The sequence below is a fragment of the Cryptosporangium sp. NPDC048952 genome, assembly GCF_043197895.1.
GTDB lineage: Bacteria > Actinomycetota > Actinomycetes > Mycobacteriales > Cryptosporangiaceae > Cryptosporangium.
In genome coordinates this window covers 936,443-950,147 of sequence record NZ_JBICTY010000001.1, presented here as the reverse complement: position 1 = coordinate 950,147, position 13,705 = coordinate 936,443, and the positions used below count along the sequence as shown (strand labels likewise).

Genomic DNA, 13,705 nt, shown 5'->3' with positions numbered 1-13,705 from the left:
CTCCTCTGCGCGGCGGACGGGCTCCGTCGTGCGTATGCCACTGCGAGAGATGGTGAGGGACATGAGCAGTCCGTACTCCGGTCAGACGCCGAATCATGCCGGTGGTGTCGGCCCCGGGTATGCGGCCGCCCAACACGTCGGTGGACAGCACGGGCTCCCTCCGACGTCGGTCATCCCCACCGCCCCGGCCTACCCGGCACCCGGGCCCCAGACGGCGCCGCCCGCCGTCCCCCAGCAGCACGGTCACCTCACCGGCGCCGGCGACCTGACTCCCGAGTTGCTCAACACCAGCGTCTGGTCCGACCAGATGGTGGCCGCGGCCGGCATTCCGATCGTCGACATCCCGTTCGTCACGATCGGCGGCGGTATCGGCTCGTTCGTCACCGTGGACTACCTGCGGATCGCGGGAGTCCCGACGCAGAACATCCGAATTCTGTCCAACATCGACAAGCCGTGGCAGACCTACGAGTACCTCACCCGGGTCTCGCAGATCCCGCGGTCGGAGCGCATCCGGTCCGACTCGGCGTCGCGCCCCGACAACATCTGGGGCTTCCCGTCGTACGCGATGGAAGAGACGATCAAGGACAAGTCCCTCAAAGCGGCGTGGCAGGTGCTCGTCGAGCCGATGTTCGCCGACTTCTACACCCCGCGCGCCGGCATGGTGTTCGAGAACCTGGAGCGCGAGGCCAAGCGCATCCGCTGGTGGGAGATGCTCGTCAAGGGTCAGGTGCGGATGGTGCGCCGCCGCCACGGTGGCGGTTACTTCACGATCCTGACGCCACCCGACGGCGCGTCCCAGACCAAGCGGATCGCGTACCGCTCGCAGTACGTCCACGTGGGGATCGGCTACCCGGGCCTGAAGTTCCTCCCCGAACTGCAGGAGTTCCGCACCAGGCACCAGGACTTCCACCACGTCGTCAACGCCTACGAGGACCACGAGCACGTCTACACGTTCCTCAAGTCGCGGCCGGGCACGGTGCTCATCCGCGGTGGCGGCATCGTGGCGTCCCGTGTCCTGCAGCGCCTGATGGACGACCGGGAGAAGTTCGGCCTGCAGACGCAGATCGTGCACCTGTTCCGGACGTACGTGAGCGGCCCTCACGGCAAGAACGCCTGGCTCCGCCGCCCGGGCAGCAACGGTTTCGCCTACCAGGGCTTCAACTACCCCAAGTCGGTCTGGGGCGGTCAGCTCAAGGCGAAGATCCGCAAGCTGGAAGGCGCCGAGCGGGCGCAGGCCTACAAGGACATGGGCGGCACGAACACGCCGTGGCGCCGCCGCTGGCAGGCGCAGATGAACGCCGGGCGCGAGGCGAACTGGTACCACACGCTGGAGGGCACCGCCGAGGACGTGACGATCGGCGCCGACGGCCGCACGGTGAGCCGGGTGAAGTTCGCCAACGGTCAGGTCAACGAGATCGCGGCTGACTTCATCATCGACTGCACCGGCCTCGAGGCAGACGTCCGCGAGCACCGCCTGCTGGCCGACCTGATGGACCACAGCAACGTCGGACGTAACCCGCTCGGCCGCCTCGACGTCGAGCGCACGTTCGAGCTGAAGGGCACCGCCAACGGGGAGGGCCGGGTCTACGCGTCCGGCTCACCGACGCTCGGTGGGTACTTCCCCGGCGTCGACACGTTCCTCGGCCTCCAGGTGGCCGCGCAGGAGATCGCCGACGACCTGGCCCGGCGGGGCTTCGCCAAGCGCATCGGCCCAGGCCGGTCGATAAGTCAGTGGCTCAAGTGGGCACGCAACCAACAAATCTGATCTGATCCCCACGTACGAAGACAGGAGTAATGATGCTGCCCACGTTGTGGGGACGGATCCAGAGTCGGATCGTGTTTACGCTGGTCATAGGCGGCTTGGTGGCGCTGTTTCTGACGCCGCTGCTGCCGCTGCAGGTCGGGATCGGCAGCAAGTACCGCATCGCCTACACCGTGGTCGTCACGGTGACGGTGATCGGTGTCCTCTGGGAGCTGCTGTACCACCTGATCATGCAGTGGCGGTGGGAGAAGGACTGGCCCACGCTCGTCGGGCTGCTCACGCTGATCAACGAGGGCCTGCTGGTCTGGGGTCTGTTGCTGGCCGGGGTCGTGCCGGGTATCGACGGACTCACCGGATTGCAGTCACTTTCGTACTGGATTCTGTTCCTCTTCGTCTGGGTGGCAGTCTGGATCTTCGCGAACGGCCCGATGCGGGTGTTCTCGATCCACTGGCGGTTCCGGGGTGGGAGGTTCGTGTGACGACAGGTAGCACCGAAGAGAAGCCGGACGACCGCGCGCTCGCGCCGGTCTCCGGTTCGGGCCTGCTCGCCCGGTACGGCGATCTCGTGCTGCTGTACGCGGCGCCCGAGGGCGACGACGAGCGGACGGCCGAGGTGCTGGACGCGATCGCATCGGCCGCGGGGGGCGACGGGAGGCGGCTCGGGCGGCGCCTGGCCAGCCTGCTGCTGACCGCCGGCAACCAGGACCTGGACTTCCCGCCGCTGGCGGCGTTCGGGCCGGTCGGCGACGGTGTCGCGGTGATCGTGCACGGTGCGGCGCAGGTTTCGGTCGTCACTGACGACGGTGAGATCGTGCTGGACGGCCGGGATGCGCTGACGTGGGTCGACCGGATGATTCCGGCGCCGGCGCGGGTGATCCGCGGTGCGCTCGACACGCTCGGCGGTGGGTCGCACGACCCGTGGTCGCGGCTCGATGCCGGTGTGGTGCGTGCGGGTGGGTTCGTGTTCGGCGTGCCGTCGGCGATCGCTGCCGCGCCCTCCCCGGCGGGCGCACCGAGCGCACCTCTCGCCGCGGCCCCGGTCCGACCGCTCAGCGCCGTTCCCTCCCCGCCGGAAGCGTCCCAGCCCGCCGCGCCTCCGGCCGAGCCGTCCCAGCCCGAGTCTTCGCGGCTCGATGCGTTCCGCAGTGAGCCCGCCGAGGGCTTCCGGAGCGAGCCGGCTGACGACCCGCAGGGCGGGTCGGTGGAGGCGGAGAGGCCTCGGGCGGTGCCGCCGCCCACCGAGGTGGTACGGCGGGTTCCGACCTCGCCGTCGATCACCTCCGTGCCGTCGGAGATCGAGGACGACGACGTCCCGCAGAGCACCGAGGCCTACAACCCGTTCACCGACGACTCGGCCGTGCGCCCGCTGCCGTCCGCGCCGGAGGCAGCCGACGACGAGTCCGGCCCGTCCCGCGGGGCGGCGTCCGTGCAGCGCGGCGGATACGAACCCCCGGCGGCGTTCTCGGCCCCGACGCCACCCCCGGCACCGGCGTACGACGACCCGGTGCACCAGGCACCCCCGGTCCCGACGTTCGACGACCCGGCCTACGGCACCCCGGCACCTCCGGCGCCGCCGTCCCCGTTCGGCGACTCGGCACCCCCGCCGCCCCCGTTCGGCGATTCCGCGCCACCGGCCCCGCCATTCGGCGACGCGCCGCCTCCCCCGCCGTTCGGCGAGCCGTCACCGCTGCCCCCGCCGCCTCCCGGCGGGTACGACGGGCCGGTGCACACCCCGACGGGTCCCTCGCCGGTGCTGCCCGACCAGCCCCTGGCCGACCAGGCGGTACAGCCGTCGTCCGCTCCCCCGGCCCCGGCCCAGCCGGACGCCCGGGGCGGCTACGACCCGGCCGCACCGTTCGAGGCCGTGCTGCTCATCGGCGATCAGGCCGAAGTGGAGGACCGGTCGCAGACGTCCGGGCCCCTGCCGCCCGCCGACGTGCAGCCCCCGCCGGGCCCGGTGCCCGCGGACGGTGCCGAGGAAGCCGACGCACGCCCGATCGTGCTCGGCATCTACTGCAAGAACGACCACTTCAACGACCCGCGCGTGCCGTACTGCGCGGTCTGCGGCATCTCGATGGCGCAGCTCACGCACGTGTCGCGCACCGGCCCCCGGCCTCCGCTGGGTCTGCTCGTGCTCGACGACGGTGCCACGTTCCGGCTCGACACCGACTACGTGGTCGGCCGCGAGCCGGAGCGCGACGACGCCGTGCTGCAGGGCCGGGCCCGGGCGCTGCGCATCGACGACCCGAAGGGCGTCGTGTCACGCATCCACGCCCGGATCGAACTCGACGGCTGGGACGTGAACGTGGTCGACCTCGCGTCGGCGAACGGCACGCACATCGCCCCGCCGAACAGCGAGTCGTGGACGCGCCTGGAGGCCCACCGCAAGGTGACGCTCACCCCCGGCACCCGCGTGGTCTTCGGCCGCCGCGGTTTCCGCTACGAATCCCACCGAAACCCCTAGTGGGCGGCCCGCCCAGAACAACGCTGCCGAGCGGGCGGAAGGACTTGAGTATCACTTATACGCGGCGTCCTTCCGCCCGATCGGCAGCGTCGCCCTGGGCGGGCTCCAGGTTCAAGCCGAACTACGGAGCCCTGGCGGGCTCCGGGACCATGGCGTCCAGGTAGTCGGCGGCCCAGTCCAGCAATGCGGTATCGCGTAGGGGCTGGCCGCCTACTCGGGCAGTAGCGGGCCTCGGGACGAGCACTACGTCTACCGCCTGCTTGTACATCGCGCCGGGGTAGAGGCGCTGGAGGCGCATCACTTTGGACTCCGGCAGGCGCATCGGCGCGAACCGCACGTGACGCCCCTGCAGCGACACCTCGGTGATCCCGGACATACGGGCCTTCACCCGGAACGCCGCAACGGCGAACAGGTTCTCCACCGGCTCCGGCGGGTTGCCGTACCGGTCGCGGATTTCCTCGCGAACCGCCGCGAGCTCCTCCGCGGTGGTGACGCCCGCCAGCTTGCGGTACGCCTCCAGCCGCAGCCGCTCCCCCGGGATGTAGTCGTGCGGCAGGTGGGCGTCGACCGGCAGATCGACCTTCACCTCGGACTCGATCTCGGTCCTCTCGCCCTTGTACTCGGCCACGGCCTCGCCGACCAGCCGCACGTACAGGTCGAACCCGACGTTCGCGATGTGCCCGGACTGTTCGCCGCCGAGCAGGTTGCCCGATCCGCGGATCTCCAGGTCCTTCATCGCGACCGCCATACCGGCGCCCAGGTCGGAGTTCTGCGCGATCGTCGCCAGCCGGTCGTGCGCGGTCTCGGTCAGCGGCCGCTCCGGCGGGTACAGGAAGTACGCGTACGCGCGTTCGCGTCCACGCCCGACCCGGCCGCGGATCTGGTGCAGCTGCGAGAGGCCCAGCACGTCGGCCCGCTCGACGATCAGCGTGTTCGCGTTCGGGATGTCCAGGCCGGACTCGACGATCGTCGTCGAGACCAGAACGTCGTACTCCTTCTCGTCGAATCCGAGCATGACCCGCTCGAGGGCGTCCTCGTTCATCTGACCGTGCGCGACCGCGACCCGCGCCTCGGGCACCATCGAGCGCAGCCGGGCCGCGGCCCGCTCGATCGACTCGACTCGGTTGTGCAGGTAGAACACCTGGCCCTCGCGGAGCAGCTCGCGACGGATCGCCGCGCCGATCTGCTTCTCCTCGTACGGGCCGACGAACGTCAGCACCGGGTGCCGCTCCTCCGGCGGCGTGAGGATCGTCGACATCTCGCGGATGCCGGTCAGCGACATCTCCAGCGTCCGCGGGATCGGCGTCGCCGACATCGTCAGCACGTCGACCGCCGTCCGCATCTGCTTGAGCTGTTCCTTGTGCTCGACGCCGAAGCGCTGCTCCTCGTCGACGATGACCAGCCCGAGGTCCTTGAACCGGGTGGAGGGCTGCAGCAGCCGGTGCGTACCGACCACGATGTCGACCTCACCGGTGGCCAGCTTCGCGACGGTCTCGGACGCCTCCGCGTCGGTCTGGAACCGCGACAGCTGGGCGATCTTGACCGGGAACTGCGCCATTCGCTCGGAGAACGTCGTGAAGTGCTGCTTCGCGAGGATCGTCGTCGGCACCAGCACGGCGACCTGCTTACCGTCCTGCACCGCCTTGAACGCGGCGCGCACCGCGATCTCGGTCTTGCCGTAGCCGACGTCGCCGCAGACCACCCGGTCCATCGGGTACGGCTTCTCCATGTCGGCCTTGACCTCGTTGATCGCGACCAACTGGTCGGGCGTCTCCACGTAGGGGAACGCGTCCTCGAGTTCGCGCTGCCACGGGGTGTCGTTCGAGAACGTGAAGCCCTTGGTGCTGGTGCGGGCCGCGTAGAGCCGGATCAGCTCGCCGGCGATCTCCTTCACGGCCTTGCGGGCGCGGCCCTTGGCCTTCTGCCAGTCGGCGCCGCCCATCTTGTGCAACGCCGGCGACTCCCCACCGACGTACCGGGTGAGCTGCTCCAGCGAGTCGGTGGGCACGAACAACCGGTCACCCGGCTGGCCGCGCTTGCTCGGCGCGTACTCCAGGACGAGGTACTCGCGCTCACCGCCGTTGATCGTCCGCTTGATCATCTCGATGTACTTGCCGACGCCGTGCTGCTCGTGCACCACGAAGTCACCCGGCTGGAGCTGCAGCGGGTCGACCGCGTTGCGCCGCCGCGACGGCATGCGTCCGCGCTCCCGGCCGGAACCCGCGCGTGCACCGGTGAGGTCGGACTCGGTGAACACGACCAGCTGCGCACTCTCCAGCAGGAACCCGCCGGCGAGCTGCCCGGTCGTGACCAGCACCGAGCGGGCGTCGGGCGCGGAAGGCACGTCGCCGACCAGCTGCGCGCCGAGATCGGCCTCGCGGAGCGTCTCGGTGGCTCGCTGCGCGGAGCCGGGCCCTTCGAACACGAGGACGGCACGCCAGCCTTCGGCTACGCGTGTGCGGAGCTCCTCGACCGCTCGGGCGGTGTCGCCGCGGTAGCCGTCGACCGACTTCGCGTCGATGGTCAGTGAGTCCCGGGCTCCACCCGGATCGGCGACCGCCGGGATCGGCACGTCGAGCGCGTCGTCCTCGAAATCTGGATCCGACGCGGAAGCCGCCGCTGAGACACCGAACGGCGCCACCGTCCACCAGGGCAGACCCCGCCCCGTACCGGCGGAACGCACGTCCGCGAGGCTGCGGAACGCGGCGGCGCCCAGATCGATCGGCGCCGCACCGCCACCCGCGGCCGCGGCCCAGGACGCCGCCAGGAACTCGGCACTGGTGGCGACCAGGTCACGGGCGCGCGCCCGGATGCGCTCCGGGTCGCACAGCAGCACGTGGGTGTCGGTCGGCATGGCCTCGACCAGCAGTTCCAGCTTGCCGGAGCCTTCCAGCAGCGCCGGGGTGAGCGACTCCATGCCCTCCACGGGGATGCCGTCGGCGACCTTGTCGAGCATCTCGGCCAGCGCCGGGTGGTCCTTGGCCAGCTGCGTCGCGCGCTCCCGCACCTCGGGGGTGAGCAGCAGCTCGCGGCACGGCGGCGCCCACAGGCCGTGGGCGGCGATCTCGAGCGACCGCTGGTCGGCGACCGCGAAGTAGCGGACCTCCTCGACCTCGTCGCCCCAGAACTCGACGCGGACCGGGTGCTCCTCGGTGGGCGGGAACACGTCGAGGATGCCGCCGCGGACGGCGAACTCGCCGCGCTTCTCGACCAGGTCGACCCGGGCGTACGCGATCTCGACCAGGCGCTCGACGACGTCGTCCAGCGGAGCGGCGTCGCCCGCCTGCAGCCCGACCGGCTCCAGCTCGCCGAGACCGGCCAGCTGCGGTTGCAGCACGCTGCGCACCGGTGCGATGACGACGTCGAGCGGACCGGTGGTGGGGTCGTCGGCCGACGGGTGGGCCAGGCGGCGCAGCACGGCCAGCCGACGACCGATCGTGTCGGCGCGCGGCGAGAGCTTCTCGTGCGGCAGCGTCTCCCAGGCGGGGTAGACCGCGATGCGGTCGGGCGGCAGCAGACACGTCAGTGCCGCCGCGAGATCGTCGGCCTCGCGGCCAGTGGCGGTGACCGCTAGTACCGGGGCCGAGCGACCGGCTTCCGTACGGGCCGCGGCCAGCGCCGCCACGATGAACGGGCGCAGTGATTCAGGAGCGGTGAGGTCGAGCTCGCCGGCCGCGTCACCACCGGCGCGGCGCGCAGCTTCGGCGAGAGCGGGGTCGGTGCGAGCGGCGTCGAGCAGACCGCTGAGGCTCATCAGATGCCTTCCTACGAATTTCGGCGCGCGCACGTCGAAGAGGCCCCATCCGCGCGTATGCGGGAGGGAGCCAGTGGCCACGCCATACAGAGACTACGCCGGGGCGCCGACACAAAATTCCGGGAACGTCCCACTACTTGATCGATGCGGGCCGCGCCGCCGATCCTGTCGGTGGCAGCCTTTAGGCTGGTGAACGCGGGACACCGAGGTCCCTGGATTCCGTATCTGAGCGTCTGGGGAGTCGCCATGCCCGAGGCCGTGCCTTCTGATCTGTGGGGTCTGGGGAACGTCGCGTCCGACGACGCGAACCAGGCCGACCGTGAGTTGCGCGCCGACATCCGGCGCATGGGCAACCTGCTCGGCGAGACGCTGGTCCGCCAGGAGGGCCCGGAGCTGCTGGAGCTGGTCGAGAAGGTCCGGGCCGCCGCTCGCACCGACGCCGCAGCGGCCGCCGACGCGCTCTCCGGCACCGACATCCCGACCGCGATCCGCCTCGTCCGTGCGTTCGCCACGTACTTCCACCTGGCGAACATCACCGAGCAGGCACACCGTGGTCGGGATCTGCGCCGCCGCCGCGCCAACCAGGGCGGCTGGCTCGAAGGGGCCGCGCAGCGCATCAAGGCCCGCGGGCTGACGTCGGAAGAGATCGCCCAGGGTGCCGAGCAACTCGCCGTAAGGCCCGTCTTCACCGCACACCCCACCGAGGCGGCCCGCCGCTCCACGCTCGCGAAGCTGCGCCGGGTGGCCGATCTGCTCGAGGCCGAAGCTACCGAGGCCGCCGTGTCCGGCACCCCCGCCGCGTACGTCAGCCGCCGCACGAACCGTGAGCTCGCCGAGGTCGTCGACCTGCTGTGGCAGACCGACGAGCTGCGGCTGGAGAAGCCGGAGCCCACCGACGAGGCCCGCAACGCGATCTACTACCTCAACGACCTGTTCGCCGACGCCGCTCCGGCGGTGCTCACCGAGCTGGCCGACATCCTGGCCGATCTGGGCGTCGAGGTGCCGGCCACCGCCAAACCGCTGACGTTCGGCAGCTGGATCGGCGGCGACCGCGACGGCAACCCGTTCGTGAACGCGCAGGTCACCCGTGACGTGCTGAAGCTGCAGTACGAGTACGGCATTCGCGACACCGAGGCCGATCTGGCCGCGCTCGTCGAGGAGCTGTCGGTGTCCGACCGGGTCGTCGGGGTGTCGTCGGAGCTCGAGGAGAGCGTCGCGGCCGATCTGGCGAACCTGCCGGAGCTGGAGGCGCGTTACCGCCGGGTCAACGCGGCCGAGCCGTACCGGCTGAAGATCCGCTGCATGCGCGCCAAGCTCGCCAACACCCGCACCCGGCTCGCCCGCAACGCGGGCCACCAGCCGGGGCGTGACTACCTGGGCTCCACGGACCTGGTCGCCGATCTCGAGGTGATGCGCCGGTCGCTGGCGGAGAACCGCGGCGCGCTGATCGCCGACGGCAAGCTCACCGAGCTGATCCGCACGGTGTCGGCGTTCGGCCTGCACCTGGCGACGCTCGACATCCGCGAGCACTCCGAGGCCCACCACCAGGCGCTCGCGCAGTTCGTCGATCGGGTCGGCGAGCTCTACGAGCCCTACGCGGCGCTCAGCCGCGAGGCCCGCACCGAGTACCTGGCCCGCGAGCTGGCCGGTCGTCGCCCGCTGGGCGGCCCGGACGTGCAGCTGGACGAGGCGGGCGCGAAGACGTTCGGGGTGTTCGGCGCGATCCGCGACATCCTCGACCAGTTCGGTCCCGAGGTGATCGAGTCCTACATCATCTCGATGACCGAGGGTGTCGACGACGTGCTGGCCGCCGCCGTGCTGGCGCGCGAGGCCGGTCTGGTCGACGTCAACGCCGGGCTGGCCCGGGTCGGCTTCGTCCCGCTGCTCGAGCAGGTCGCCGAGCTGAACGTCGCCGGCGAGATCCTCGACCGGCTGCTCTCGATCCCGGCCTACCGGTCGATCGTGACGGCCCGGGGCGATGTCCAGGAAGTCATGCTCGGGTACTCCGACTCGAACAAGGACGCCGGCATCACGTCCTCGCAGTGGCAGATCCACCGTGCGCAGCGCGCGCTGCGTGACGTCGCTCAGCGGCACGGCGTCCGGCTGCGGCTGTTCCACGGCCGGGGCGGCACGGTCGGGCGCGGTGGTGGCCCGACGCACGAGGCGATCCTGGCCCAGCCGTACGGCACGCTCGACGGCGCGATCAAGGTCACCGAGCAGGGCGAGGTCATCTCCGACAAGTACGCGGTGCCGTCGCTGGCCCGCGAGAACCTCGAGCTGACGGTCGCCGCGGTGCTGCAGGCGACGCTGCTGCACACCCAGCCGCGTCAGCCCCAGGAAGATCTCGACCGCTGGTCGGACCTGATGGACAAGGTGGCGGCGCCCGCGCAGCAGGCGTACCGCGAGCTGATCCACGACCCCGATCTGCCGCGGTACTTCTGGGCGTCGACGCCGGCCGAGCTGCTCGGCGCACTGAACATCGGGTCGCGGCCCTCGAAGCGGCCCGACACGGGGTCCGGGCTGGCCGGCCTCCGGGCGATCCCGTGGGTGTTCGGCTGGACGCAGTCCCGGCAAATCGTGCCGGGCTGGTACGGCGTGGGCACCGGGCTCGCAGCGGCGCGCGAGGCGGGGCTGGGTGACTTGCTCTCCGACGCGTACACACGCTGGCACTTCTTCCGCACGTTCGTGTCGAACGTCGAGATGACGCTGGTCAAGACCGACCTGTCGATCGCGCGGCGGTACGTGGAACGGCTGGTCGACCCCGGTCTGCGGCACATCTTCGACGAGATCGTCGCCGAGCACGAGCGCACTGTCGCACAGATCCTGGAGATCACCGGCGAGCTGGCGCTGCTGGACGCCCAGCCGGTGCTGCAGCGGACGCTGGCGGTGCGTGACACGTACCTGCAGCCGCTGCACCACCTGCAGATCGAGCTGCTGTCGCGCTACCGGGCCAACGAGAGCGACACGCAACTCCAGCGCGCGCTCCTGCTCACGATCAACGGCGTTGCGGCGGGGATGCGCAACACCGGCTGATTGTCATCCAGCCCGCTGCGCTCCCCCACCCGGCGCCATGGGCTCTCTGTCAATTCTGGGTTAACACTCCGGCAATGCAGCGGGAAGCGTGCCTAGGATCGGGGAAACCGCGTTCATCAGCGCCGATGTGCGGCCCCCGTCCTGCTCGACGGAAGACTTGCCATGAGGACACGACAACTCGGTGCCGACGGACCGCGCGTCAGCACGATCGGGCTCGGCTGCATGGCGTTGGCCTGGTCCCAGGATGACGACGTCTCGCGCGCGGTGATCCACTCCGCGCTCGACCACGGCGTCACGTTCTTCGACACGGCTGACGTCTACGGCGCCGGGCACAACGAGGAACTCGTCGGCCGGGCGTTACGCGGGCACCGCGGCGAGGTGACGCTCGCGAGCAAGGTGGGGTTGGTAGCCGACGGCGTCGACGGCTCCCCGGACCACATCGAGACCGCGATCGACGCGAGCCTCTACCGGCTCGGCGACGACGTCGTCGATCTCTACTACCTGCATCGCGTCGACCCGGCGGTACCGCTCGCCGAGAGCTGGGGCGCACTGGCGTCGCTGGTCGAGAAGGGCAAGGTGCGGCGCATCGGGTTGTCGGAGGTGACGCCGGAGCAGGCCGCCGAAGCCCATGCGATCCACCCGGTGACGGCCGTCCAGTCCGAGTTCTCGCTCTGGCACCGCGCGCCGCTGGAGACCGGCGTCATCGAGTGGTGCCGCGCCAACGGTGCGGCGTTCGTCCCGTTCGCCCCACTGGGACGAGGATCCGTGAACTCCCTGCGGCCGCTGCGCGAGGTGGCGGAGCGGCACCGGGCGACCCCGGTGCAGGCCGCCCTCGCCTGGTTGCTGGCCCAGGGCGAACACGTCATCCCGATCCCGGGTACGACCAAGCGGCGGTACCTGGCGGACAACGTCGCCGCGGCCCGAATCGGGCTAACCGACTCCGACCTCGCCGACCTCGCGGGGACCACGCTGGCGCGCGTAGCCGAGGGCTAGCACCGCCAGGATGGCCAGGCAGAGCACACCGGCACCGCTGACCAGGTAGAGCAGCTTGCGGGGCGGCCCGCTGGGCGCGGACGGTACGACCGCCGGAACGATCAGGTCGACGACGACCTGCGAATCGTCGACGCTCTGCCGTACCCCGGCGCGCGCCAGCGCGTTCGCGATCTCGGCGCCGTCCTGGGCGTCCGGCCCGGTGACGCTGATCCGCAGGCTGACGGTCCCCGGCTGCTGGACGACCTTTGCGCTCTTCGCGGTCGTCCCCGGACGGATGCCGAGCGACCGGGAGAGCGCCTCGAGCGTCGCCGGAGCCGACAGGTAGGCCACGTACCGGCTGGTGGCGAGCGTGAGGTCGTCCGACCCGACCTCGCCGGGGTCCCGCGGCGACAGGCTGAGTACGGCGGTGCTGGTGTAGGCGTCGGGCTGCGAGTGCACGTACCCGACCGTCGTGACGCCGAGGCAGAGCACGAGCGCGACGACGAGGGCCAGCGGTGAGCCGCGGTTCATCGGGCCATCGCCAATTCCCGCTCCTCGGTGATCTCCGGTTCCGGCTCCGGGGTCCGGCGGCGACGCCACGCCAGCACGCCGAGGCCGACGACCAGCAGCGCGCTCGCGCCGGCACCTGCCAGCACGGCCGGCGGGAAGACCGGTCCGAACGCCACCGCCGGGGCGGGCGTCCGCGTGATCGACACCTGCCCGATCGTGGCCGGCAGCTGCTCGCCGCCGGTCAGCAGCGCGGACCCGTCGTCGGTGTAGGTGATCGCCTCGCCCTGCGGCGCCTTCGGCAGCTCCACGCGCCGCGGGACGCCGCTGCTCAGCGCGCCGGCCACGTCGCCGTCGGGAGCGTCCCACTCGAGGGCGGCGCCGGGCGTCCGCAGGACGAAGCGGACGCCGTCCGGCGAGACCGCGCCGCCGGTCACCGACAACGCCCGCCCTGGTAGCCACGGACGCAGATCGAGCGTGCCGACGCGCCTCGGCGTGCTCACCGACCGCAGCGGCACGCTGGTCTCGTAGACGGCCGCGACACCGTTGAGCACTTTGCTGACCAGCACGATCCGGCCGGTCAGCGTCGGTAGGACCGCCTCGATGTCCTGCGGCCCGTCCGGGTAGCGCAGGTCGTAGCGGCTGACCGCGTTGACCTGCGGAATCGGGTTGTCACGCGTCACCGGAACCCCGGCGCGGGCCGAATCGAGCGTCCGCCCCGGTACCCACCGGTACAGCGACGCCGCCGTGCGCGAACTGGTGTTCCCCCCGGTGTCGGCCAGCCAGAGCGCCCCGTCCGCGGCGACGCCGACGTCTTCGAGGTCGACCGCCTTCTCGCCGCTGGAACGCAGCGTGGCCCGCGGGTCGTGGGCCGTCGGCAGCGTCAGGATCGTCTGCCGGATCGCCCGGCAGCGCGCGTCGAGCTGCCAGACCGTCACCGGCGCGGTGTCGTTGACGACGTAGAGCGCCCCACGCGTGGCCGCCATGCCGCTGATCTGGTCGAGCCGCGGATCCGTCACGGTGCAGCGGGTGCTCGGCGCGCCGTACGTCGTCCGTGCCCCGGCATCCGCGTACGCGATGCCCGTCCCGCTCAACCCGATGGCGAGCATCGCGCTCACCAGCGCAGCCCGACGCCCCATTCACGCCTCCGTGCTCGTGAACTCCAGTGCGCACCGAGGTTATCGTCTTGCGCCGTTTAGTGTTGCCCCGTACC

8 protein-coding genes are annotated in these 13,705 nt (G+C 71.2%); 5 read left to right on the top strand and 3 right to left on the bottom strand.

The window, feature by feature from the left end; genetic code table 11:
- The first annotated feature begins 61 nt into the window (after window positions 1-61).
- From ACGFY5_RS04435 to ACGFY5_RS04425, 3 genes are all read left to right on the top strand, one after another.
- Complete coding sequence (locus ACGFY5_RS04435; protein ID WP_392717219.1) at window positions 62-1,765, top strand: hypothetical protein; 1,704 nt, start codon at window positions 62-64, stop codon at window positions 1,763-1,765.
- A gap of 71 nt (window positions 1,766-1,836) precedes the next feature.
- On the top strand, window positions 1,837-2,241 hold the full coding sequence (locus ACGFY5_RS04430; RefSeq protein WP_392717217.1) for a hypothetical protein: 405 nt from the start codon (window positions 1,837-1,839) through the stop codon (window positions 2,239-2,241).
- Window positions 2,238-4,226: an FHA domain-containing protein gene (locus ACGFY5_RS04425; RefSeq protein WP_392717216.1), complete on the top strand. Its 1,989-nt coding sequence runs from the start codon at window positions 2,238-2,240 to the stop codon at window positions 4,224-4,226. The genes ACGFY5_RS04430 and ACGFY5_RS04425 overlap by 4 nt, the downstream gene beginning before the upstream one ends.
- Before the next feature lie 121 nt (window positions 4,227-4,347).
- Here the strand turns inward: ACGFY5_RS04425 and mfd are convergent, their stop codons facing one another.
- A complete protein-coding gene (mfd, locus tag ACGFY5_RS04420; protein WP_392717214.1) occupies window positions 4,348-7,980 on the bottom strand; it encodes a transcription-repair coupling factor in 3,633 nt (1,210 codons plus the stop codon).
- A gap of 246 nt (window positions 7,981-8,226) precedes the next feature.
- Here mfd and ppc point away from each other — a divergent pair, with 246 nt between their 5' ends.
- Window positions 8,227-11,013 carry a phosphoenolpyruvate carboxylase gene (ppc, locus tag ACGFY5_RS04415; RefSeq protein WP_392717212.1) on the top strand — a complete coding sequence of 929 codons (2,787 nt, stop codon included), beginning with the start codon at window positions 8,227-8,229 and terminating at the stop codon, window positions 11,011-11,013.
- Window positions 11,014-11,175: 162 nt separating this feature from the next.
- Entirely contained in the window at window positions 11,176-12,006 is an 831-nt protein-coding gene (locus tag ACGFY5_RS04410) for an aldo/keto reductase (protein ID WP_392717210.1), read from the top strand.
- Here the strand turns inward: ACGFY5_RS04410 and ACGFY5_RS04405 are convergent.
- Together ACGFY5_RS04405 and ACGFY5_RS04400 are read right to left on the bottom strand one after the other, a co-directional pair.
- Window positions 11,944-12,516 (bottom strand): hypothetical protein, encoded by a 573-nt coding sequence (locus tag ACGFY5_RS04405; protein ID WP_392717208.1) that lies wholly within the window; start codon window positions 12,514-12,516, stop codon window positions 11,944-11,946. The two genes, ACGFY5_RS04410 and ACGFY5_RS04405, sit on opposite strands and share 63 nt — an antisense overlap.
- Window positions 12,513-13,631, bottom strand: coding sequence for a hypothetical protein (locus ACGFY5_RS04400; RefSeq protein ID WP_392717206.1), 1,119 nt, complete (start codon window positions 13,629-13,631; stop codon window positions 12,513-12,515). The genes ACGFY5_RS04405 and ACGFY5_RS04400 overlap by 4 nt, the downstream gene beginning before the upstream one ends.
- Window positions 13,632-13,705 lie beyond the last annotated feature (74 nt).